Below are 23,152 nucleotides of genomic sequence, written 5' to 3'. Positions count from 1 at the left end.
GTGTCTTGGCTGAAACGGAAATGTCCTGGTTCAACAACAGGCATCGCAACGATCGCCATCCCGCCGACAACGGAAAGGAGGAACGGCCTCCTCCTTTCCCCACCATGTCGACATTCCTCGGCATCGCCGCCGTCATGATCGTTCTGTGGTTGCTGGCCTACGGGCTTCCGCATCTTCTTTCGGCATCCGACCGCTCGGTGCCGCCCAACAACACCGAAGCTGGAGCTTCAAAATGAGCCAGTCGAAATCAGCCAGCATCATGGATGCCGGCATCCTGTGGCCCGCCATCGGCGGCGCCTTCAGAAAGCTGAACCCACGCACATTGGCCAGGAACCCGGTAATGTTCGTCGTTGCCGTCGTCTCGGCGCTGACATCAGTGCTTTTCGTCAAGGACCTCGCCAGCGGCGGCGGCAATCTCGGCTTCACCATCCAGATCATCATCTGGCTGTGGTTCACCGTGCTGTTCGCCAACTTCGCCGAAGCCGTCGCCGAAGGCCGCGGCAAGGCGCAGGCCGATTCGCTGCGCAAGGCGCGCACCGAGACCCAGGCCAAGCTTCTGACCGGCGAGGACCGGACGAAATTCAAGCTGGTGCCCGGCACCAGCCTGAAGGTGGGCGACGCCGTGCTGGTCGAGGCCGGCGACATCATCCCCTCCGACGGCGAGGTGATCGAAGGCGTGGCTTCGGTCAACGAGGCGGCGATCACGGGCGAATCGGCGCCTGTCATTCGCGAATCCGGCGGCGACCGCTCCGCGGTCACCGGCGGCACGCAGGTGCTCTCCGACTGGATCCGCGTGCGCATCACCGCCGCCGCCGGCCACACCTTTCTCGACCGCATGATCTCGCTGGTCGAGGGCGCCGAGCGCCAGAAGACTCCGAATGAGATCGCGCTCAACATCCTGCTGGTGGGCATGACGCTGATCTTCGTGCTGGCCACCGCTACCATCCCGAGCTTCGCTTCCTATTCGGGGGGCTATATCCCGGTCACGGTGCTCGTCGCTTTGTTCGTGACCTTGATCCCGACCACGATCGGTGCGCTTTTGTCGGCCATCGGCATCGCCGGCATGGACCGTCTGGTGCGCTTCAATGTGCTCGCCATGTCCGGCCGCGCCGTCGAAGCGGCCGGTGACGTCGACACGCTTTTGCTCGACAAGACCGGCACCATCACGCTCGGCAACCGCCAGGCGACCGAATTCCGGCCGGTGAAGGGCGTCACCGAGCAGGAACTGGCCGACGCGGCGCAGCTTGCCTCGCTCGCCGACGAAACACCGGAAGGCCGCTCGATCGTCGTGCTGGCCAAGGAAGAATACGCCATCCGCGCCCGCGACATGGCGACACTGCACGCCACCTTCGTGCCCTTCACCGCGCAGACCCGGATGAGCGGCGTCGACATAGACGGCTCCTCGGTGCGCAAGGGCGCGGTCGATTCCGTGCTCGCCCATGTCAACCAGTCGACTGTCGCCAGCCACGCGACGCGCCCCAGCAGCGATACGATCAGGGATTTGCAGGCGATCGCCGACGAGGTCGCCAAATCGGGCGGCACGCCGCTTGCGGTGGAGCGCGACGGGCGCCTGCTCGGCATCGTGCACCTCAAGGACATCGTCAAGGGCGGCATCCGCGAGCGCTTCGCCGAGCTGCGCAGCATGGGCATACGCACGGTGATGATCACAGGGGACAATCCGATGACGGCGGCGGCCATCGCGGCCGAAGCCGGCGTCGACGACTTCCTTGCCCAGGCGACGCCGGAGGACAAGCTGAAACTGATCCGCGACGAGCAGGCCAAGGGCAAGCTGGTCGCCATGTGCGGCGACGGCACCAACGACGCGCCGGCCCTTGCCCAGGCCGACGTCGGCGTCGCCATGAACACCGGCACGGTGGCGGCGCGCGAGGCCGGCAACATGGTCGACCTCGACAGCGATCCGACCAAGCTGATCGAGATCGTCGAGATCGGCAAGGCGCTGCTGATGACGCGCGGTTCGCTGACCACCTTCTCCATCGCCAATGACGTGGCCAAGTACTTCGCCATCATCCCGGCCATGTTCGCCGTGTTCTACGTCGCACCCGGCCACACCACAGGTCCGCTGCAGGCGCTCAACATCATGCATCTGGCGACGCCGCAGAGCGCCATCCTGTCGGCCATCATCTTCAACGCGCTGATCATCATCGCGCTGATCCCGCTGTCGCTGCGCGGCGTCAAATACCGGGCAATCGGCGCCGGGGCGCTGCTCAGCCGCAACCTGCTCGTCTACGGCCTCGGCGGCATCATCGTGCCGTTCGCCGGCATCAAGATTATCGACATGGCCGTCACGGCCCTCGGCCTTGCATAAGGGATCACTCCGATGCTCAAGCAAATCAGACCCGCGATCGTCATGATCGTCTTCTTCACCGTGCTGACCGGGCTCATCTATCCCCTCGGCATGACCGGCATCGCCCAGGCGCTGTTCCCGAAACAGGCCAATGGCAGCCTGATCGAGAAGGACGGCAAGGTGGTGGGTTCGGAACTGATCGGCCAGGCCTTCGCCAGCGACCGCTATTTCCACGGCCGGCCCTCGGCGGCCGGCAATGGCTACGACGCCGGCGCCTCCAGCGGCTCGAATCTGGGTCCGTCCAACCCCAAGCTGATCGAGCGCATCAAGGGCGACGCGGCGAAGTTGAAGGCCGAAAACCCCAATGCGCCGGTTCCGATGGGCCTTTTCACGACATCGGGCAGCGGGCTCGATCCCGACATCAGCCCCGAGGACGCTTCTTTCCAGGTTCCGCGTGTCGCCAAGGCAAGGGGCATCGATGAAGCCAAAGTCAAGGCGCTCGTCGACAGCCATGTCGAGGACCGGGAGCTCGGCGTGCTGGGCGAGCCGGTGGTCAATGTGCTGGCCCTTAACCTCGCATTGGACGACACAGCCAAGCAATGAAGAACAGCGCCGGGGATCGACACCGTCCCCGGCGCCGTTCAAACTGGATGCCGATGCCGGACGACAGAAGCAACGTCGAAAACAGACCTTCCCCCGACGCGCTGCTCGAGCATGCCGAGCGCGAGGGCCGCGGGCGTCTGCGCATCTTCCTGGGCGCGGCACCGGGCGTCGGCAAAACCTATGAAATGCTGATGTCGGGACGCGCCAGGCTGGCCGACGGCATCGACGTGGTGATCGGCGTGGTCGAGACGCACGGCCGCAAGGAAACCCTGGCCCTCGTCGAGGGCTACGAGGTCATTCCGCGCCGCCCGGTCGAATACAAGGGACGCACCCTCGACGAGATGGACATAGACGCCATCCTGGCACGCCGCCCGGCACTGGTCCTGGTCGACGAACTCGCCCATACAAACGCGCCCGGCAGCCGTCACCCCAAGCGCTATCTCGACGTGCAGGAAATCCTGGCGCGCGGCATCGACGTCTACACGACGCTCAACATCCAGCATGTCGAAAGCCTGAACGACGTCGTCGCCCAGATCACGCGGGTCAGGGTGCGCGAGACGGTTCCCGATTCCATCATCGACCAGGCCGACGACGTCGAAATCATCGATCTGACGCCCGACGACCTGATCAAGCGGCTGGAGGAAGGCAAGGTCTATTTCCCCAACACCGCCCAGCGCGCCATCGAGAACTATTTCTCGCCGGGCAATCTGACGGCGCTGCGCGAACTGGCGCTGCGCCGCACCGCCCAGCGTGTCGACGAACAACTGCTCAACCACATGCAGTCCCATGCCATCCAGGGCCCATGGGCGGCGGGGGAAAGGGTGCTCGTTTGCCTCGACGCGCGTCCGGGCGGGGCGGCGCGCGTGCGCTATGCGCGCAGGCTGGCCGACCGGCTCCGCGCGCCATGGACGGCGCTTCATGTCGACACGCCTCGTTCGGCCGCCATGTCGGAAGAAGAGAAGGGCAGGCTGGCGAACCATCTGCGCCTCGCCGAGCAACTCGGCGCCGAGGTGACGACCATTCCGGGCCAGAACGTCGCGCAGGACATCGTGCGCCATGCGACGGCGAACAATTTCACCCATATCGTGGTCGGCAGGCCGACCCGGTCGCGCTGGCGGGAATTGATCGAGGGCTCGCTCACCTATGATCTGATCCGCAATGCCGGCGACATCAGCGTCCATGTCATCTCGGGAACCGAGCGCGATACCGACGCAGCATCGAGAAAGGTCAGGACGGCGGCCGAGCAGCGGCCGTTCCAGATATGGCCGTATCTGTTCGCCACGGCCTATGTCGCGGGCTCGCTGGCCGTCGGCACGGTTCTCGATCAGTTCCTCGACGTGCGCAATCTGGCGATCGTGCTGCTGCTGGCGGTGCTGACATCGGCGGTGACGTTCGGACTGTGGCCGGCCTTGTACGCCTGTTTCCTGAGCGCCCTTGCCTTCAACTACTTCTTCCTCGAGCCGCGCTACACGCTGACGATCAGGGATCCCGAGAGCATCGTTGCGTTTGCCGTCTTCCTCGTCGTTGCCGTCATCGCCAGCAACCTGACGGCGCGCGTGCAGCGTCAGGCCGCCGCCGCCCGCTCACGGGCGCGGGCCACGGAGGATATCTATCTGTTTTCCAAGAAGCTTGCCGGCGCCGGTACGCTCGACGACGTTCTGTGGGTCACGGCCTTCCAGATCGCCTCGATGCTGAAATTGCGGGTGGTGCTGCTTTTGCCCGAAAACGGCGCCATCACCGTCAAGGCGGGCTATCCGCCCGACGACACGCTGGCCGAGGCCGACATCGCCGCCGCCCGCTGGGCCTGGGAGCACGATCGCGCCGCCGGCCGCGGCGCCGATACGCTGCCCGGTGCGAAGCGGCTCTATCTGCCGCTACGCACCGGGCGCACGGCGGTCGGCGTGGTCGGCCTCGACAACGACAAGCAGGGTCCGCTGCTGACGCCCGAGCAGCAGCGGCTGCTCGACGCGCTGGCCGACCAGGCAGCGGTCGCCATCGAGCGCATCCAGCTCGTCGCCGACGTTGATCGTGCCAAGCTCGCGGCCGAAGCCGACAGGCTGCGCTCGGCGTTGCTGACCTCCATCTCCCATGATCTGAAGACGCCGCTCGCCGCCATCATGGGCGCGGCCGGCACTCTCAGGGAGTTCGCGCCTGATCTACCCGAGCAGGACCGGACGGAGCTGTTGTCGACGGTGGTCGACGAAGCGGAACGGCTGAACCGCTTCATCGCCAATCTGCTCGACATGACCAAGATCGAATCCGGTGCGATGGAGCCGAACTATGCGCTGCACTATGTCGGCGACGTCGTCGGCACCGCGCTCGATCGCGCCCGCAAGATCACCAGCGAGCACAAGATCGAGGTCGATATTCCGCCCGACCTGCCGATGCTGAAGCTCGACCCTGTGCTGTTCGAGCAGGTCCTGTTCAATCTGCTCGACAATGCGTCGAAATATTCGCCGCCCGGCTCGACGATCCGCCTGCAGGGCTGGACCGACATCGGCTCCGTCGTGCTTCAGATCATGGATGAGGGATTGGGCATCCCTCCGCAGGATCTTGAGCGCGTGTTCGATACTTTCTACCGGGTGCGCAAGGGCGACCAGGTGCGCGCCGGCACCGGGCTCGGCCTGTCGATCTGCCGCGGCTTCATCGAGGCGATGGGCGGCACGATCTCGGCCGCCAACCGGACCGACCGTTCGGGTGCTGCCTTCACCATCAGGATGCCGGTGCCGGCGGAGTTGCCCAACATCGGCAATCGCATCGGCTCCAGCGCGGATCAGCCTCGATGACCAATTCGAACGTCAGGATATTGGTCGTCGATGACGAGCCGCCGATCCGCAAGTTGCTCCGGGTCGGCCTCGCCAGCCAGGGCTACGCGGTCAGCGAGGCGCCGAACGCCAAGGCGGCTATCGAGCTGATGGTGCAGGAAAAACCGGATCTCGTGCTGCTCGACCTTGGCCTGCCCGGCATGAGCGGCCATGAACTGCTGCGCAAATGGCGCGACGACGGCCTCGATATCCCGGTGGTCATTCTCTCCAGCCGCGCCGACGAGGCCGGCATCGTCGACGCGCTCGAACTCGGCGCCGACGACTACATCACCAAGCCGTTCGGAATGAACGAGCTGGTGGCGCGCATCCGTGTGGCACTGCGGCACAAGTTCCAGCAGCAGGGCGAGAGGCCGGTGTTCCAAACCGGTGATCTCAGCGTCGACCTGGTCAAGCGCATCGTCAAGGTCGGGGGCAAGGAGGTGAAGCTGTCGCCCAAGGAATACGACATTCTGCGCATTCTCGTGCAGTATGCGGGCAAGGTTCTCACGCACCAGTTCCTGCTGAAGCAGGTGTGGAACGATTCGACCGACGTGCAGTATCTGCGGGTCTATGTCCGGCAGTTGCGGCAGAAGATCGAGAAGACGCCGGACCAGCCGCGCTACATCACCACCGAGACCGGCGTCGGCTACCGCCTGCGCGAGGTCGAATGAGCGTTGCCTGGCCTGATTAGCCGACAGCTTCCGGCAGCCGGTTCGCGGTCGTCGATGTGCGCAGGGCGGCGAGGCAGCCAATGATGCCGAGCGGCACGAAGGCGAGGAACAGCCAGGTTGCCACATCAGCCGCCGCGTCCCGGTTCAGGCCTTGCGAGAAGCCGCTGGCATTGGCGACGATGCCGGCAAGGGCGGCACCCACCGCATAGCCGATGCGCTGCATGGTCGGCACCGCGGCCGAGGCGATGGTCTGCTCATCTTCCGGCGCGGAGGCCACGATGACGCGCGTCAGGAACGGCCAGGCAACGCCGAAGCCGCCACCCTGCAAAAGGGCGCATACCAGGATCAGCGGGATCGAGCCTGCCGGGATGGTGTAGGCGAAACCAGCGAGGCCGGTGGCGATCATCAGGGCGCCGATGACGATGATCGATCTCTCACGCTCCTGTGGCGCGTTGGCGACAAGGATCGACAGGATCGACCAGGCGATCGATTCGGCGGCGATGATGTAGCCGGTGGTCAGGAGCGGAACGTGGTGCAGCGTGGTCAGAAGCAGCGGGCCGTAAATGGCAAAGGAACAGGTCGCCACCGAGAAGGCGGCGACCATGGTCATGCCGCTGCCGACCGGCGTGCGCCACGAGAACAGCCGCGAGGGGAAAAGCCGCGATTTCGGCTTCAGCGCATCGATACGGAAGAACAGCACAAGGCCGATCAGGCCGAGCACCATCAGCAGCGACGAGCGCAGAAGGGCGATATCGACCCCCGCCGAGGCGATCAGCACGACGGCGACGGCAAGGCAGCCAAGCGCTATGAGCGGGAAGGGTGGTGCCTTGCCCGCGCCGGCACTCGGCCTCGTCGCTTCCGGCGTGTCGAGCACGACGAAGCTCGCCAGCGCCATCGCCGCACCGCCGAACACGAAGATGCCGAACGCCCAGCGCCATGACAGAAGCTCTGTCATGATCGCGCCAAGCATCGGCCCGCTGAAGGCGGCGACGCCCCAGATCGCCGACATGATACCGAAAAGCTGCGGCCAGATGGCCCGCGGAAACAGGCGCTCCACCGAGACGAAAGCCAGCGACACCAGCGCGCCGCCGCCCAGGCCCTCGATCAGGCGCCCGGCCAGGAACAATTGCATCGAGGGCGCGGTGGCGCAGATCAGCGCGCCGGCCGCGTAAAGCAGCGCCGCGACCACCATGTTGGTGCGCAGCGCCACATAGCTGACCAGCCGTCCGGCCGCGGCACCGGCGACGATGGCGCCCAGTTCATAGATCGCCAGCGACCAGCCGACGAGCTGCACGCCCGCCAGTTCGCCGATCATGGCGGGCATGACGGTCGCCACCATCGTCTCGTTGGTGGCGTGCAGCAGGATGCCGAGGCTGATGAAGCAGAAGCGCGCGAGGTCGCCGCTCGCCCACAATGCGCGCCAGTCGACCCTGTTTGTGCTGATGTCGGTCACTTCGGTCCCTCGAATTTCATATCCCGATGCAAACGCATGGCGCCAGGAGCCGGCTCGGGGGTCCGGCAGGACCATGGTCGGATGGGTTTGTAGAACCTCAACCAAGCTTGAGCTCAAGCGATTTTTTGGACATGTTCGTGGATGCCCGCATCCCTGGCCGGCCGGCATCGCCGGCCAATCAGTTCTCCGTGCTGCGCAGCTGGAACTGGCTGACACCGATGGCGAAATTGATGCCGGTCTGGGTCTGCAGGCTGAGCGGCTGCAAGGTGAAGGAGCCGCCAACCAGCAGATTGGCCCCGGCGCCGACGGTTGCCGTCACCTCGGCGCTGGCGCCGACATAGTCGCCGGCCAATGCGCCCGGCGCGTAGATGTTCTTCAGCGGCGTCAGCACCAGCCATCGCATCACCGCCTGCTTGGTCGTGCCGATGTCGAGGCCGTATTTGTTGACCGCGCCGAAATAGGCTTCCGGCGCGAAAGTCTTGTCGGCAGGGGTGAAGGTGCAGCTCAGATCCTTGCTCGAGCCGAAGATGAAGCCGGTGCCGCCCGATATGGCGCATTCAAGTGTGCCGAGCTCGATGCCCTGGTCCTGTGCCTGGGCCAAGGCGGGGCTGGCAATGGCAACGATGGCAGCAAGGATCATTTTGCGTGTCATGGGCCCCTCGTGCATTCGCTGCAGCCATCTTTGAGGAGCAGATGACACTGCTTCGCGAGCGAAGGATGCCAGGTCAGTGCACGGGGTCCGGTCGGTGATCGTCGGGCTTTGGCCGGCAACCGTCTATGGCGGGATGTATCGTCCACTGGTTCTGAGGCTCCTGCTGGGATGCGACGGTCAATGGCGATCCTGCCGTCTCAACGGCTTCACACCAGCGCGCGGGGCTGCCGTCGGGAACCGGGGATTCGTTCCAGCTGCCGTTCCAGGTGCCGATCTTCTGACAGTGCTTGATGGGATGGATTTCGTTCCAGCCGTCATGTGCCGAATCGTAGACCCACGTTCCCTTGACGAACAGGATGTCCGCGCCGCGGCGCGTCGGATCGTTGACGTGAAGATCGCCGAGATTCTCGTCGAGATCCGTCGGATTGGCTGTGTCGAGCAGGCCGACTATGCCGCCTATGATGACGATGACCGCCGCGATGAGCGACAGGACCGCGCAGGCGATCCAGCCGAAGAAGGGAATGGCGCAAGCAACCGCGGCGGCCGTGGCGACTGGAATTGCGGCAAGGCAGGCTATCATGAGGTCGTAGACGCCGGCGCCTTCGAACTCGCAATGCAGCACCGCGGTCGGGTCGTCATTGGCCCATTGGCGCGCTTCCTGACCTTTCCAGTCGAGGCCCGCGCCCTGGATCGCAGGCGTGTTGGCGATCAGGCGTCCAAACGGCGCTATCTTTTCGGCCGTTGCCTGGTTGGTGAATTCGACGACATTGGCCGGCACCAGATTGAGACTGTAGTCGGTGTCGAACCGGTCCAGTCCCGACTTCTCCTCCGGCGGATCGACCTTGAGCAGCCAGCCCACCGCGCATTCGTCGCCACCGAGACAGATCAGCCGGTCGTACAGCCACCAGCGGCAATAGGCCAATATGGCCGCAAGCGCCACCAGCATGGCGGCCGGTCCGGGAAGGGCGCCCACAAGGATGAGCGGCAAAGCGACCACGGCCGCCGCAATGATCATCTGCCCGTATTGTTTGCCGTGGTGATTTCCGACCGATACGCATTTGGTGTAGTGCCGATAAGCCATGGCGACCCCCTATCGCTCGACATAGAGCGTCACGCCGCCGGCGAGGCCGCGGGCCGAGAAAGCATGAACGTTGATTGCCTTACGGCCGGTGAAACCGGCTGGCGGTTCAATATTGACAGTGACGGGGATTTCCTCACCCGGGGCAAGGTCCGCTTGTGCGGGCTCGAACGTGACAAGCCAGCCGGCGGGCAAAGGATGCGATTGACGGGTGTGGCCGACAGGCACTGCCGCGATGGTGCCGGGGAAGGTGCGCAAGGGCCGGCGACGCGGCCTCGGGCGAGGGCGCGGCTCACAGACCGGCAATTCAGGAAGGGAATAGGCATCGGCCTCGAGACGAAATCCCATCCTCTCCCGCTCGCCATTGCGCAGGCGAAATTCAAATCTTGCGGGCGAATGGGCGACACCGACGGTGGTGTTGTCCTGGCCTAGGTTGTTGTTCGGGTTCGCATCGTCGAGCCAGTCGAGCAGGACCTGGATGCAATAGTGACCAGGCGCTGCCGGAGTTCGCCATTTGACCGACGCGAAAGCCGGATGGTTGGCCCCGCCCTTGACGCCGAGATCGGTCCTGGTCTCATCGATCCAATGCGACACCGTGCCGATGCCGAAACTCAGATAGGAGAATTTCACCGGCAGATCGACGACCGGGGCCTCGGTCGAGTTGTTCCAGATACGGGCGACGATTTCATATTCGGTGTCGGGCGCCAGCATATGTGGTGCGACAGGATTGCCGCCGCTTCGGATCTCGATGTCGGGGTTGTCCCATGTGACGGCGAGGCCCTGGCCCATCAAATAATACTGCGCGTAGATCAGGGGATCCGGGCGTTTATAGGCGGGGTCGCTGATCTTGACGCAACGTTGCGGCCCGCTTCGGTCCAACCGATCGGGGAGCTTCATTCTTTCGCAGAGCAATCTGGCGAGGGCGCAGATCCGGGCAGCGATCTGGCGCAGGTTCGATGGCCACTCGGTGAACGCGTCGGCGAGCGCGTTCAGGAAATCCAGTACTTTGGGGAGCGGGTTCATGGCCAGTCCGCGGCCATTTCGTCAACGTCGCTGTCGACGCATGAAAAACCAGACAGCGGCAATCAAGAATGGTGCGAGTATCAGAAGAAGTTCGAAGGATCCCGACCCGCCATCGGGCGAAAATCCGAATAACTGCTCGATGAAATCCATCATGGCCTCCGGCAGCTGCAACAAAATTGCATTCGACGATGTCTTTACATCTGCCGGAGCTCGCGCGCATTTTCGCGCAGAGCCAGCAACATTTCCGGTTGGTAGCACAGAACGAGCAAGTCTTCCATCGGCAATAATTTCGATCTGCTAGCTTGGCCTGGTCACAGCAGTTCGCAAATGCAAAGCGCGCGGCGGAACCAAGTCCACCGCGCGCTATTTTGATCATCGCGCGGTTGCCGTCCGTGCCGAGAAGATCAACGTGCCGTTACTTGAGAGAGTGGATCAGCTCAAGCGAGGTCACGGCAACGGCCAGGTTGACGCCGGTCTGCGCCTGGACGCTGAGCGGCTCCAGCATGAAGGCGCTGTCGAAGCCGCCGACCAGCAGATTGGCGCCGCCGCCGGTCACGACGCTCGCCTCGGCATTGACGCCGTAGTAGCTGCCGGCAAGGTCACCCGCGTCGCGGTCACGGGTCGCCGCCAGTACGGCCCATACCAACTGGCCCTGGTGCGTCTGGCCGACGTCGACGCCGAGCTTGGAGATGACCCCGGTGTAAATTTCCGGCGCCCCGTGATGGGAAGGACGGAAGACACAGGACACGCCCTTGTTGGATGTCACGATGTAGCCGGTGCCGCCGTCGATGGTGCAGTCGAGCGTGCCGAGCTGCAGTCTGCCGGCGCTTGCCGGTGCAACAGCGAACATGGTCGTGGCGAGCGCAGCGGCGCAGACGAGTTTCTTGATCATGGGAGGTCCTTTCGCAAAACGCTTCAAAGTAACGGCTGGGTGACCAGACCGTTCCGCTGAAACCTTGGCGCGAACAAGGCAGGCGATCACGGCTTGCAGCGGGGTCAGCGCGCGGTTGCCGGATTGATGGCGATCTGCGGCGATACGTGTCCTTTCGGACACGCATCCGACGCGTGTGGGCTTGGCCGGCCTTGCCTGATCTCAGCTGACGCGGGCGAGGCCATCCTTGGCAGGCTGGTAGGTGGGATCGAGCCGAACGGCTTCGCGGTAGGACTTGGCCGCCTTGGCCTTGTCGCCGCGCCGCTCGTAGATCAGCGCCTGGTTGGACCAGGCTTCGGCGTTCTTGCCGTCGAGCTTGATGGCCATGTTGAAATCGGAAAAGGCATTGTCCTCGTCATTGGTGGCGAGGTAGGAAAGGCCGCGGCCATTATACGGCTCGGCGGCGTCCGGGGCCAGCGAGATGGCGGTCGAGAAATCCTCGATGGCGAATTTGTGCTGGCCCTGGCTCTGATAGATCAGGCCCCGATTGTGATAGGCGCGGGCATCGGTCGTGTCGAGCTGGATCGCCTTCTGGAAGTCGTTGAAGGCTTCCTGGGTGCGGCCGGCCTTGCGGTAGAGATTGCCACGGCCGATATAGGCGGCATCGTAGTTGCCATTGATCTGGATCGAGCGGTTGTAGTCCGCCAGCGCTGCTTCCTGATTGCCGAGGAAGCGCTGGATGAGCGCACGGTTCGAATAGGCCTGGTAGAAATTCGGGTTAAGCTGGATGGCCTGGTTGAAATCCTTGAGCGCCGCCTGGTATTGGCCGCCCCGGCCATAGGCCGAGCCGCGCACATTGTAGCCTTCAGGATCCTGCGGATTGCGCTGAATCACCGCCGACAGCGAGGAGATATTCTCGCTCGACCCTTGCGCCTTGTCGATGTTGTTGAACTCGCCGGTCGGGCCTGAGGTCTGGCAGCCGGCAAGCATCAATCCGGAAAGCAGGGCTGTCGCCAGGGCAAAGCCACGAAATGTGGTTTTGCTCTCCACGCTGATTGCGTTCATGTCTGCCCTGTCCTCACTTGCCGCGTCATTCAGGTCCGGATCCCCCCTCCGGGCCGGGTCACATCAAAATAAAAAGGTGGCGGCGATTCCGCATCGCGCCACCCCTGGTATCCTTCGAAAAGGACGAAATATTGGCGTTAATCAGCGCGGCGGACGCGCTGCGCCGGCGGCACCGCCAGCAGCCACCGGACGCGGCGTCATCGGCAGCAGACCTTCGCGCTGTGCACGCTTGCGGGCCAGCTTGCGGGCTCGGCGCACGGCTTCGGCCTTTTCACGGGCGCGCTTCTCGGAAGGCTTCTCGTAGTGACCGCGCATCTTCATTTCGCGGAAGATGCCTTCGCGCTGCATCTTCTTCTTGAGAGCGCGAAGCGCCTGATCAACATTGTTGTCGCGGACGAGTACCTGCACGGGCAATCCTGTCTTTCGGGTTTGATATCAACAGGCAAGCGGCCATAGCCACTAGCCTCCGCGGCGATTTACACCACGAATTGTGGCGGCTGATAGCAGAATCACGCCGCGCTGTCCACAGCCGAAATGAAGGGAGGCGGCCAAATCGCCCAGCGGGCGCTCGCAAGGTAGGCAGCCAACTACGCGGTGGCCAGATGCAACCGCTCAAAATCCTCGAAGAATTCGCCATAGTCGCAGGTTATCTCTTCGCCGGCCGCTATGTCGCGGGTCGCGGTTGCCCCGCCATATTGCGAAAAGTCCGTGTTCGGCGTCGCCGAATGGTTCATGAAGCGGCCATTGTCGACCTCATAGACCATGAAGCCGGGCCGGTCGGGGCTGGGATAGGCGTAGCGGTCGAGCAGTTCCCTGAGATGCGAGGGTGCCGCCTGGTATTTTTCCAGCGGGATCAGCCGGTCGAAATCCGGGTCGAGCCGCCAGATCGAGGCGCCTTTCCTGATCGGCTCGGCGGCGAACACGCCGACGCCCTCGATTGCGCTTTGGGCGACATAGGTTTTGATCAGCAGCATGGTTCCGGCCCGTTTCCAAGGAGAGAACGGAATCGTCAATTCGAGCCCAAATGCAAGCCCGGATTGCGACATCGCGGCCCGCGTTGATCCGCATGCCGGCGCCGAAACCGCTCACGTCCGGTTGATCGACACGCCGCCGTCGGCGAACAGTGCGGTTCCGGTGGTGAAGCTCGACGCGTCGGAGGCAAGATAAAGCGCCGAGCGGGCGATCTCTTCCGGCCGGGCCATCCGCTTCAAGGCATGGATACCTTCGACGAACGTGCGGGCCTCGGGCGTGGTTGTGGTCGCGCCGGGCGTGTCTGTGCCGCCTGGCAGCAGTGCGTTGACGCGCAACCCCTTCGGCCCGTACTCGGCGGCCAGCACTTGCGTCAGGCCGATCAGGCCGGCCTTGGCCGCGGCGTAGGCCGCCATGCCTGGCATGCCGGCGGTATAGCCAACGAAGCTGGAGGTGAAGACCAGCGATCCGCCGCCACGCTCCAGCATCGCCGGTATCTGATGCCTGGCGGCCAGATAGGCGCTGGTCAGATTGGTATCCATCGTGTCATGCCACGACGCCGGCGGCAGGTCCGGCAGCGGCGCCATCATGCCGACAGCGCCGGCATTGTTGAATGCAATGTCGAGACCACCGAAGCTACCGGTCGCGAGATCGACCAGCGCCTTCGCATAGGCTTCGTCCCTGACGTCGCCGGCAAGAGCGATCGCAGTGCCGCCGGTTTCCACGATCTCCTCGACAAGCCTATCGAGCTCGGCCTGGCGGCGCGCGGCGGCGACGACCTTGGCTCCTTCCTCGGCAAAGAGCTTTGCAGTGGCGCGGCCGATGCCGGAACTGGCGCCAGTGACGATGGCGATCTTGTTGGCGAGTGCGAGCATGTTTCTGTCATCCTTCCGCTAAGCCGGCCTTGCCGGCGGTCGGATGCGTCGTCGCAAATGAGCATGGCCGCAGCCACCCGAAAGCTGCGAACCCGCCGATTTTCCCTGGCCTCGCACGCCGCGGCCGGTTGCGGCGCAAAACGGCAAGAGCCGTCGCAAACAGCGCAAGGGTGGCAGCGCTGTTTCGCTAGTGATACACCTCGCGCGCCGGGAGAAATTGCTAGCCCGGCCGCAAATCCGCGAGACTTTGGCCCGAGGCTGGAACGTGAAGAAATACTCTGTATTCGCCATCGCGCGTGAGGCCATGCGCGGCCACAAGGGCTGGGAGGAGCAATGGTCCTCGCCGGAGCCGAAGAAGGAATACGACGTCGTCATCGTGGGCGCCGGCGGCCATGGCCTGGCTACCGCCTATTATCTCGCCACCGTGCACGGCATCACCAATGTCGCGGTGCTGGAGAAGGGCTGGCTCGGTGGCGGCAATACCGGCCGCAACACCACCATCATCCGCTCCAACTACCTCTATGACGAGAGCGCTGGCATCTACGACCATGCGCTGAAATTGTGGGACGGGCTCAGCCAGGAGCTCAATTACAACGTCATGTATTCGGCGCGCGGCGTCATGATGCTGGCGCACAATGTGCACGACATCCAGGTGCTGAAGCGCCATGTCCACGCCAACCGGCTGAACGGCATCGACAATGAATGGCTCACACCCGAGCAGGCGAAGGAATTCTGCCCGCCGCTCAATATTTCTAGGGATGCGCGCTACCCGGTCGTCGGTGCCGCCTTGCAGCGGCGCGGCGGCACGGCGCGCCATGACGCGGTCGCCTGGGGGTATGCGCGCGGCGCCTCGGCGCGGGGCGTGCACATCATCCAGAATTGCGAGGTCACCGGCGTCAAGCGGGCGGCCAATGGCGCGGTGACCGGTGTCGAGACGACGCGCGGCTTCATCGGCGCCAAGAAGGTCGGCGTGGTCGCGGCCGGCCATTCCTCGGTCATTATGAACATGGCCGGCGTGCGCATGCCGCTGGAAAGCTATCCGCTGCAGGCGCTGGTGTCGGAGCCGGTCAAGCCTGTCGTTCCCTGCGTGGTGATGTCGAACACGGTGCATGCCTATATCTCGCAGTCCGACAAGGGCGAACTGGTGATCGGCGCCGGCACCGACCAGTACGTCTCCTACTCGCAGACCGGCGGCCTGCACATATTACAGCATACGCTGGACGCAATCTGCGAGATGTTCCCGATCTTCACGCGCATGAAGATGCTGCGCTCCTGGGGCGGCATCGTGGACGTCACGCCCGACCGCTCGCCGATCCTGGCCAAGACGCCGGTGCCCGGCCTCTACGTCAATTGCGGCTGGGGCACGGGCGGCTTCAAGGCGACACCCGGCTCCGGCCATGTCTTTGCCCACACCATCGCCAGGGACGATCCGCATCCGATCAACGCGCCCTTCACCATCGAGCGTTTCCGCACCGGCCGGTTGATCGACGAGGCGGCGGCGGCGGCGGTGGCGCATTGACGATGACTGAGCTGTAGGAACGAAAACATGCTTCTCATCCGCTGCCCCTATTGCGAGGAAGAGCGTCCGGAACTTGAGTTCCGCAACGCCGGCGAGGCGCATATCGCGCGCTCGGCCAACATGTCAGGCGAGAGCGACGAGGATTTCGAAAAATTCTTCTTCATCCGCTCGAATCCCAAAGGCATCATCTATGAGCGCTGGCGACACATGCATGGCTGTGCGCGCTTCTTCAACGCCGTGCGCGACACCGTCACCGACAAGTTCGTCATGACCTACAAGGCCGGCGAGCCGAAGCCTTCCAAGCTGCCCAAAAACTCCAGCGAAGTGGTTGCCAAATGAGCGGCGCGTTCCGCATACCGAGCGCCGGGCGCCTGAGCCAGGCCAAGACCGCCCGCTTCAGCTTCGACGGTCAGTCCTTCGTCGGCATCGAGGGCGATACGCTGGCTTCGGCGCTGCTGGCCAACGGCGTGCACCTGGTAGGCCGCTCGTTCAAATATCACCGGCCGCGGGGCGTGCTGTCGGCCGGCGCGGAGGAGCCCAACGCGCTGGTGCAGATCGTGCGCGATGATGCCCGCAAGACGCCGAATGTGCGAGCGACCGTGCAGGAGCTCTATGACGGGCTCGCCGCCAACTCGCAGAACCGCTGGCCGTCGCTGTCCTTCGACGTCAGCGCGGTCAATGATCTGGCGTCGCCGCTGTTTTCGGCCGGCTTCTACTACAAGACCTTCATGTGGCCGAAGGCGGCCTGGAAGAGCCTCTACGAACCCAAGATCCGGGAAGCCGCCGGGCTTGGCGTGTCCCCCGACAGGCCGGACCCCGATCACTATTCGTCGCGTTACGCCCATTGCGACGTGCTGGTGCTGGGCGGCGGCGCGGCCGGCATCGCGGCGGCATTGGCAGCCGCTGAAACCGGCGTGCGGGTCATTCTGGCCGATGAGCAGGCCGAATTCGGCGGCAGCCTGCGCTTCGAGAGCGGCGCGAAAATCGACGGCCAGGGCGGCTTTGCCTGGGCGCAGGCGGCGATCGCCAGGCTGAAAGGCATGGACAATGTCCGCGTGCTGTCGCGCACGACTGCCTTCGGCTACTACGCACAGAACTTCGTCGGCCTGGTCGAACGGGTCAGCGATCATTTGCAAAATCCCGGCCACGACCTGCCGCGCGAGCGGCTGTGGCAGGTGCGCGCCAGGCGCGTGGTGCTGGCGTCCGGGGCCATCGAGCGCCACATGGTGTTCGCCAACAACGACCGGCCGTGCATCATGCTGGCCTCGGCCGCGCGCACCTATCTCAATCACCATGGCGTCGCGGTCGGAAAAAACGTCGGCGTCTACACCGCCAATGATTCCGCTTACGCGGCGGCGATCGACCTGAAGAAGGCCGGCGTCAACATCGCGGCTATCGTCGATCTGCGCGACAATCCGACCGGGCCGGTGATCGATGAAGCAAGGATGCTCGGCATCGAGATCAATTTCGGTCGCGCGGTGATCCGCGCCGGAGGCAAGCTGCGCGTCTCGTCGATGACGGTGCAGCCGAAGAATGGTGGCGGCGAGCGCACCATTGCGGTCGATGCGATCCTGATGTCGGCCGGCTGGACGCCGTCGGTGCACCTGTTCTCGCAGTCGCGCGGCAAGGTCGCCTTCAACGACGAAACCAAGCGCTTCGTGCCCGGCACCTATGCGCAGGACTGCGTCTCTGTCGGCGCCTGCAACGGCACGGACGGCCTGTCAGCGACCCTCGACGAGGCCTATGCGGCAGGGGCCAAGGCGGCAAAGGACGCCGGCGCAAAGACTGCCAAGGGTACAAAGCCAAAAGTCGACGCCTCGGAAAGCTGGTCGCGTGGCATGCTGGGCGCCGCCCCCGGCGCCGGTCCGGATACGACGGTGAAGGCCTTCGTCGATTTCCAGAACGACGTCACCGCCAAGGACATCCGCCAGGCCGTGCATGAGGGCATGCGCTCGATCGAGCACGTCAAGCGCTTCACCACCAACGGCATGGCGACCGACCAGGGCAAGACCTCGAACATGCACGGCCTGGCGATTGCCGCCGAGACGCTTGGCAAGCCAATCCCCGAGGTGGGCCTCACTACGTTCCGCGCCCCTTATACGCCGGTGACCTTCGGCGCCATCGTCAGCCATGCGCGCGGTCCGCTGTTCGATCCGACGCGCAAGACGGCGATCCATCCCTGGGCTGAAGCCCAAGGCGCCGTGTTCGAGGATGTCGGGCAGTGGAAGCGCGCCTGGTATTTCCCCAGGGGTGGCGAGGACATGCATGCGGCGGTCGACCGCGAGTGCGTCGCGGTTCGAAACACGGCCGGCCTGTTCGACGCCTCGACGCTCGGCAAGATCGAGGTGGTCGGTCCCGATGCGGCCAAGTTCATGGAGCTGCTCTACACCAATCCATGGGAAAAGCTGGAGCCCGGCCGCTGCCGCTACGGCATCATGCTGCGCGAGGACGGCTTCATCTATGATGACGGCGTCGTCGGCAGGCTGGCGCCCGACCGTTTCCATGTGACGACGACGACGGGCGGCGCGCCGCGCGTCATGAACCATATGGAGGATTATCTCCAGACCGAGTTCCCGCATCTCAATGTCTGGCTGACCTCGATCACCGAGCAGTGGGCTGTTATCGCCGTACAGGGGCCGAAGTCTCGCGACATCATCGCGCCGCTGGTCGAAGGCATCGACATGTCGGATGAGGCCCTCCCGCACATGTCGGTGCGCGAGGGCAAGATATGCGGCGTGCCGACAAGGCTGTTCCGCATGTCGTTCACCGGCGAGCGCGGCTTCGAGGTAAATGTGCCGGCCGATTACGGTCAGGCCGTGTGGGAAGCGCTGTGGGCCGAGGGCCAGAAGCATGGCGCAACCGCCTACGGCACCGAGGCAATGCACGTGCTGCGCGCCGAGAAGGGCTACATCATCGTCGGCCAGGACACCGACGGCACGGTGACGCCCAATGATGCCGGTCTCGACTGGGCCGTCGGCAAGAAGAAGGCCGATTTCGTCGGCATTCGCGGCCTGACGCGGCCTGACCTGGTCGCCAAGGGCCGCAAGCAACTGGTCGGCCTCAAGACCAAGGATCCCAAGATGGTGCTGGAGGAAGGCGCGCAGATCGTCGAGGATCCCAGGCAGGCGATCCCGATGAAGATGATCGGCCATGTCACATCGAGCTATTGGTCGCAGAATTGCGGCCGCTCGATCGCTCTGGCGCTGGTCGCCGGCGGCCGCGCACGCACGGGCGACACGCTCTACGTGCCGATGCCGAGCGGGACGATCGAAGTGGAGGTTTCCAGCATGGTGTTCTTCGACGAAACGGGAGGCCGCCTCAATGGCTAAGGCTGCCGCAAACAAAGTGGCTCCGGCCGCATCGCCGGCGGTCGAGCGCCGTCCGGCGCTTGCTGGGCGCACCATCTCCGCGACAGGCGCCAAGGTCGAGGTGCTGGCACCTGCCGAGCGTATCTCGTTGCGCGCGCCGGAGGCTTCGCTTGCCGCCTTGTCGAAGGCGCTCGGCGTGACCTTGCCGAAAAAGCCGAAGACGTCCGTGTCGAAAGGCGGGCGCACCGCGCTATGGCTTGGGCCGGATGAATGGATGATCATCGACGAGGCCGGCAAAGACCCGCTCGCCGATTGTGCAAAGATTTCCGCCTTGCATTCCGCTGTCGGCATTTCGCATCGCAACGTTGCGATATCGGTCGCCGGTCCGGCCGCGGCCGCGGCAATCAATTCGGGCTGCCCGCAGGATCTGTCGCTCGAAGCCTTCCCGGTGGGTGCCGCCTCGCGTACCATTCTCGGCAAGGCCGAGATCGTTCTGCTGCGCACGGCGCAAGACGCTTTCCGGGTCGAGTGCTGGCGTTCCTTCTCGGATTATGTCTTTACTTTCCTCTCCGAGGGAGCACGCGACGCGGCGGCCTGACCCGGAACGTTTGCCGCCCGCGCCCGTTTGCGGGAACAGGTCGAGGGAGAATGCCGATGCCATCGAAGTCCACGCCGAAGTCGCCCGGGAAAAGCTCGGCCGTGCGCTCCCTGGAGCATGAGCGGCATCACGGGGCCGACGCCGAAGAGGAACTCGAGGAAGGCCTCGAGGATACGTTCCCGGCCAGCGATCCTGTGTCGATCACGGGGAAGGCTATCCCCGGCGCCCCCGCAAGGCCGGGTAAAGCCAAGACCGTTCCCGGACGCAAACCGCGCTGATTTCCCCAGTTTCGGTTGAGGAGCCATCTTTCCAAGACGGCGCCAAGTGGGATATTCAAAGCGCTTTGGGAGATCGTAAAATGCCGGTAAAAGCCGTCGTCTGGGGCGAGAATGTCCATGAGCAGACCAATGCCGCCGTGCGCGGCCTTTATCCATTGGGCATGCATGGGACCATTGCAGCCGCGCTCAACCAGGATAAGGGCATCGAGGCGACCACCGCCACCTTGCAGGAGCCGGAGCACGGCTTGAGCGAAAGCCGGCTGGCTGCCACCCATGTCCTGCTCTGGTGGGGCCATGCCGCCCATGGCGAGGTCAAGGACGAGATCGTTGAGCGCGTGCAGAAACGGGTCTGGGAAGGCATGGGTCTGATCGTGCTCCATTCCGGACACTATTCGAAGATCTTCAAGCGGCTGATGGGCACGCCTTGTTCGCTGAAATGGCGCGAAGCGGGCGAGCGCGAGCGCGTCTGGGCCATCAACCGCGGCCATCCGATCGCGCAAGGTATCGGCGAGTGCCTGGAGATCGGCGAGACGGAGATGTATGGCGAGCCCTTCGCGGTACCGGAGCCGCTGGAGACGGTGTTCGTCTCCTGGTACGAAGGCGGCGAAGTCTTCCGGTCGGGGCTGACCTATCAGCGCGGCGCCGGACGGATCTTCTATTTCTCGCCCGGCCACGAGACCTACCCGATCTACCACAATGAAGGCGTGCAGCAGGTGCTGCGTAACGCCGTGCATTGGGCGCACAATCCCGCATCCGCATGGTCCGGCATCATCAATGCGCCGAACGTGCCGACAGACCAGGCCAAGGAGAAGATCGTCCAGAAGGGCCTGCGCCTGCATGCCGACGGCGACAAGGGCCTTAGTTAGGCGTGAGTTGAAGATGCACCGCCTCCTTCTGCTCGGCACCGGTGGCATTGCCGGACATCACGTCGAGGAGTTCGCCAGGATTCCAGGCTGCACAATCGTCGCCTGCGTCGACCAGGTGCCGGGCCGGGCGGCGAGGTTCGCCGCCGCCAACCAGATCAGCCAGTCTTTCGAGAGCCTGGAAGCGGCGATCGGCTGGGGTGCGTTCGATGCGGCCATCAATGCGACGCCGGATGGCGTGCACAAGGCCACGACGCTGGCGCTGCTTGCCCATGGGAAACACGTCTTTTGCGAAAAGCCGCTGGCGCCGAACCATGCCGACGCGCTTGCAATGACGGAAGCGGCCGAGGCGGCCGGGGTCGTCAACATGGTCAACCTGACCTACCGCAACTCGGCGGCGATCGAGGAAGCGCGACGCATGGTGCAGGCCGGCGAGATCGGCGCATTGCGCCATGTCGAGGCGAGCTACAAACAGAGCTGGCTGGTCAGCAAATCATGGGGCGACTGGCGCATCGAGGACAAATGGCTGTGGCGCCTGTCCAACCGGCACGGCTCGACGGGCGTGCTCGGCGATGTCGGTATCCACATTCTGGATTTCGCAAGCTATGGCGCCGACCAGGACATCGCCACCCTGCACGCCGACCTGGTGACGTTTCCCAAGGCCGAAGGCGATCGGATCGGCGATTATGTGCTTGATGCCAACGACAGTGTCGCAATGACGGCGCGGTTCAAATGCGGGGCGCTCGCGACGATCGTCGCCAGCCGCTACATGACCGGCCACGCCAACGACCTGTCGCTGGCCATGCATGGCACCAAGGGCGCCATCAAGGTCAAAACAGACGGCAAGGTTTCGCGCCTGTCGGCCTGCCTGGCCGAGGACATCGACCAGCAACGTTGGCGGACACTGGCGCTGCCGGATGTGAAGCGCAACGCGCTGCGTTTCGCCGAAGCGCTCGATAGGGGAAGGAACGGCGATCCATCCTTCCGTCGCGCCGCCGACATGCAGAGGCTGATCGACGCGGCCTTCGAGAGTTCGTCGTCCAGACTGCCGGTCACGATCGCCTGAATCACATCTGGTCGGCTGCACCAGCCAGGCGTGTGTTGCCGCTATCAGAACGCGCTCGGCACGATCCAGGGATTGATGCTGATGCCGAGGCGCGGGCCCTTGCCTTCAGCGGTGGTTTCCGTGACGCCCTTTTTCTCGAGCGAGCCGGTCGATGCGCAATCGAGCTTCACATTGGCCTTGGTGTCGACGCAGGTCGCGGCGGGCACGTGCTTGACCGGGTGTGTCGTGTTGGCGGCAAGGGCCGAGCCCGAAAGTGCCAGCACGGCAGCGAGGGTGAGGAGGGTCTTTTTCATTGTCCGTCTCCGGGTTCGATGGGTGAATTTGTTCTCGTACGTGTACGGTATTCCGTACAAATACGCCCACCGATCGCGGAGTTCAAGCCAGAATCGTACACGTACGGAAATTTTTGTTAACCAAGAAAATCCGCCCCGCTTGGCACGTTAAACGCGGAGCGTCGATGAAGCGTGGATACGCAAGGAGATATCGTTCAGCAGTTGACCGGTGTCTCGGTCAGCGGGGGCACGTTCTGCGTGCTGAGCGTCGCAAGGGTGAAATCGCACATCCGTTTCACGAAAGCCTGCGGATCACCGAAGGGGTAGAAGGGGAAGGTGATCAGCAGCGAGATGGTGCCGTGGCCGACCGCCCACAGCATGGTAGCAATGGCGCGCGGATCACCCTGCAACTTCCCCGCGGCGACGCAGGCCTCGACCCTGCTGATCAGCACCTTCATCGCCGGGTTGCTTTCTTCCATGTCCTCGTAGCTCCGGCCTGCCGGCAGCTTGGTCTTTTCGGTCATGAAGACGGTGCGGTATTCATTGGGATTGCCAAGTCCGAACGCGGCGTATTCCGTCATCACTGCTTGCAGCGCCTCGATCGGATCGTCGGAAGGATGCTCCTCGATGCGCCGGGCAAGCGTCTCGAACGCATCCTCGGCCAGCGCGAACAATATGTCCTGCTTGTCGGCGAAATAGGAATAGACCGACATCGGCGCGTAGCCGACGCGCTTGGCCAGCTTGCGGATGGTCAGGCCCTCATAGCCTTCCTCCTGCACGAGCTTGTGCGCGGCCTCCACAAGTTCGGAACGCTGTTCGGCCTTTTGTTTCTCGCGGCGTGTCTGGGCGCTCACCGGCAATATCGCCTGCCTCTGCTGG

The 23,152-nt window shown here is 64.2% G+C and carries 23 protein-coding genes; 12 read left to right on the top strand and 11 right to left on the bottom strand.

Features of this window, described 5'->3' with window-relative positions; translation table 11 throughout:
• Positions 1 to 5: 5 nt before the first annotated feature.
• Genes FJ867_RS05730 through FJ867_RS05710 form a run of 5 tightly spaced genes read left to right on the top strand, consistent with a single transcriptional unit; the run spans position 6 to position 6,383 of the window.
• Entirely contained in the window at positions 6 to 236 is a 231-nt protein-coding gene (locus tag FJ867_RS05730; RefSeq protein WP_246675018.1) for a hypothetical protein, read from the top strand.
• Complete coding sequence (gene kdpB / locus FJ867_RS05725; RefSeq protein WP_140816766.1) at positions 233 to 2,326, top strand: potassium-transporting ATPase subunit KdpB; 2,094 nt, start codon at positions 233 to 235, stop codon at positions 2,324 to 2,326. The genes FJ867_RS05730 and kdpB overlap by 4 nt, the downstream gene beginning before the upstream one ends.
• A gap of 12 nt (positions 2,327 to 2,338) precedes the next feature.
• The gene (kdpC, locus tag FJ867_RS05720; protein WP_140739833.1) at positions 2,339 to 2,908 is read left to right on the top strand and encodes a potassium-transporting ATPase subunit KdpC; all 570 of its coding nucleotides are present in this window, start codon (positions 2,339 to 2,341) and stop codon (positions 2,906 to 2,908) included.
• Positions 2,909 to 2,961: 53 nt separating this feature from the next.
• Entirely contained in the window at positions 2,962 to 5,694 is a 2,733-nt protein-coding gene (locus FJ867_RS05715) for a sensor histidine kinase KdpD (protein ID WP_140816764.1), read from the top strand.
• A complete protein-coding gene (locus tag FJ867_RS05710; RefSeq protein ID WP_140560272.1) occupies positions 5,691 to 6,383 on the top strand; it encodes a response regulator transcription factor in 693 nt (230 codons plus the stop codon). Before FJ867_RS05715 ends, FJ867_RS05710 begins: the two co-directional genes overlap by 4 nt.
• 16 nt (positions 6,384 to 6,399) lie before the next feature.
• Here the strand turns inward: FJ867_RS05710 and FJ867_RS05705 are convergent, their stop codons facing one another.
• The 9 genes from FJ867_RS05705 to FJ867_RS05665 all read right to left on the bottom strand — a co-directional run bounded on the left by FJ867_RS05705 (position 6,400) and on the right by FJ867_RS05665 (position 14,369).
• A complete protein-coding gene (locus tag FJ867_RS05705; RefSeq protein ID WP_140657314.1) occupies positions 6,400 to 7,836 on the bottom strand; it encodes an MFS transporter in 1,437 nt (478 codons plus the stop codon).
• A 178-nt stretch (positions 7,837 to 8,014) separates the two neighbouring features.
• Positions 8,015 to 8,488: a DUF992 domain-containing protein gene (locus FJ867_RS05700; RefSeq protein WP_140816762.1), complete on the bottom strand. Its 474-nt coding sequence runs from the start codon at positions 8,486 to 8,488 to the stop codon at positions 8,015 to 8,017.
• 73 nt (positions 8,489 to 8,561) lie between these two features.
• Positions 8,562 to 9,569, bottom strand: a complete 1,008-nt coding sequence (locus tag FJ867_RS05695) for a hypothetical protein (RefSeq protein ID WP_140584305.1) — start codon at positions 9,567 to 9,569, stop codon at positions 8,562 to 8,564.
• A gap of 9 nt (positions 9,570 to 9,578) precedes the next feature.
• Positions 9,579 to 10,589, bottom strand: coding sequence for a hypothetical protein (locus FJ867_RS05690; protein ID WP_140522454.1), 1,011 nt, complete (start codon positions 10,587 to 10,589; stop codon positions 9,579 to 9,581).
• A 415-nt stretch (positions 10,590 to 11,004) separates the two neighbouring features.
• On the bottom strand, positions 11,005 to 11,481 hold the full coding sequence (locus tag FJ867_RS05685) for a DUF992 domain-containing protein (protein ID WP_140816760.1): 477 nt from the start codon (positions 11,479 to 11,481) through the stop codon (positions 11,005 to 11,007).
• Positions 11,482 to 11,682: 201 nt separating this feature from the next.
• Positions 11,683 to 12,525: a tetratricopeptide repeat protein gene (locus FJ867_RS05680; RefSeq protein ID WP_140496334.1), complete on the bottom strand. Its 843-nt coding sequence runs from the start codon at positions 12,523 to 12,525 to the stop codon at positions 11,683 to 11,685.
• Positions 12,526 to 12,666: 141 nt separating this feature from the next.
• Positions 12,667 to 12,933 (bottom strand): 30S ribosomal protein S21, encoded by a 267-nt coding sequence (gene rpsU, locus FJ867_RS05675; protein ID WP_010911429.1) that lies wholly within the window; start codon positions 12,931 to 12,933, stop codon positions 12,667 to 12,669.
• A gap of 179 nt (positions 12,934 to 13,112) precedes the next feature.
• Positions 13,113 to 13,499, bottom strand: coding sequence for an SET domain-containing protein-lysine N-methyltransferase (locus FJ867_RS05670; RefSeq protein WP_140513719.1), 387 nt, complete (start codon positions 13,497 to 13,499; stop codon positions 13,113 to 13,115).
• A 111-nt stretch (positions 13,500 to 13,610) separates the two neighbouring features.
• Positions 13,611 to 14,369 (bottom strand): SDR family oxidoreductase, encoded by a 759-nt coding sequence (locus FJ867_RS05665; RefSeq protein ID WP_140657318.1) that lies wholly within the window; start codon positions 14,367 to 14,369, stop codon positions 13,611 to 13,613.
• A gap of 265 nt (positions 14,370 to 14,634) precedes the next feature.
• Between FJ867_RS05665 and FJ867_RS05660 the strand changes: the two genes are divergently transcribed.
• The 7 genes from FJ867_RS05660 to FJ867_RS05630 all read left to right on the top strand — a co-directional run bounded on the left by FJ867_RS05660 (position 14,635) and on the right by FJ867_RS05630 (position 22,001).
• Positions 14,635 to 15,888: a sarcosine oxidase subunit beta gene (locus FJ867_RS05660; protein ID WP_140624375.1), complete on the top strand. Its 1,254-nt coding sequence runs from the start codon at positions 14,635 to 14,637 to the stop codon at positions 15,886 to 15,888.
• Positions 15,889 to 15,915: 27 nt separating this feature from the next.
• Positions 15,916 to 16,227: a sarcosine oxidase subunit delta gene (locus tag FJ867_RS05655; protein WP_140496330.1), complete on the top strand. Its 312-nt coding sequence runs from the start codon at positions 15,916 to 15,918 to the stop codon at positions 16,225 to 16,227.
• Entirely contained in the window at positions 16,224 to 19,217 is a 2,994-nt protein-coding gene (locus tag FJ867_RS05650) for a sarcosine oxidase subunit alpha (RefSeq protein WP_140816758.1), read from the top strand. Before FJ867_RS05655 ends, FJ867_RS05650 begins: the two co-directional genes overlap by 4 nt.
• Positions 19,210 to 19,794 carry a sarcosine oxidase subunit gamma gene (locus FJ867_RS05645; RefSeq protein ID WP_140816756.1) on the top strand — a complete coding sequence of 195 codons (585 nt, stop codon included), beginning with the start codon at positions 19,210 to 19,212 and terminating at the stop codon, positions 19,792 to 19,794. The genes FJ867_RS05650 and FJ867_RS05645 overlap by 8 nt, the downstream gene beginning before the upstream one ends.
• Positions 19,795 to 19,850: 56 nt before the next feature.
• The gene (locus FJ867_RS05640) at positions 19,851 to 20,072 is read left to right on the top strand and encodes a hypothetical protein (RefSeq protein ID WP_140816754.1); all 222 of its coding nucleotides are present in this window, start codon (positions 19,851 to 19,853) and stop codon (positions 20,070 to 20,072) included.
• 80 nt (positions 20,073 to 20,152) lie between these two features.
• The gene (locus FJ867_RS05635; RefSeq protein WP_140816752.1) at positions 20,153 to 20,938 is read left to right on the top strand and encodes a ThuA domain-containing protein; all 786 of its coding nucleotides are present in this window, start codon (positions 20,153 to 20,155) and stop codon (positions 20,936 to 20,938) included.
• A gap of 13 nt (positions 20,939 to 20,951) precedes the next feature.
• Positions 20,952 to 22,001, top strand: coding sequence for a Gfo/Idh/MocA family oxidoreductase (locus FJ867_RS05630; RefSeq protein WP_140816750.1), 1,050 nt, complete (start codon positions 20,952 to 20,954; stop codon positions 21,999 to 22,001).
• Positions 22,002 to 22,045: 44 nt separating this feature from the next.
• On the opposite strand, the gene FJ867_RS05625 is transcribed toward FJ867_RS05630, so the two are convergent.
• Both FJ867_RS05625 and FJ867_RS05620 read right to left on the bottom strand, forming a co-directional pair.
• Positions 22,046 to 22,294 carry a DUF680 domain-containing protein gene (locus FJ867_RS05625; RefSeq protein WP_140496324.1) on the bottom strand — a complete coding sequence of 83 codons (249 nt, stop codon included), beginning with the start codon at positions 22,292 to 22,294 and terminating at the stop codon, positions 22,046 to 22,048.
• A gap of 194 nt (positions 22,295 to 22,488) precedes the next feature.
• Positions 22,489 to 23,133, bottom strand: coding sequence for a TetR/AcrR family transcriptional regulator (locus FJ867_RS05620; RefSeq protein ID WP_140496323.1), 645 nt, complete (start codon positions 23,131 to 23,133; stop codon positions 22,489 to 22,491).
• Between the last annotated feature and the right edge of the window lie 19 nt (positions 23,134 to 23,152).

Origin of the sequence: Mesorhizobium sp. B2-5-3 (assembly GCF_006441005.1) — a bacterium.
Classification (GTDB): Bacteria; Pseudomonadota; Alphaproteobacteria; order Rhizobiales; family Rhizobiaceae; genus Mesorhizobium.
The sequence above is the reverse complement of the archived record's forward strand: the minus strand, read 5'-3'. Positions and strand labels throughout refer to the sequence as shown.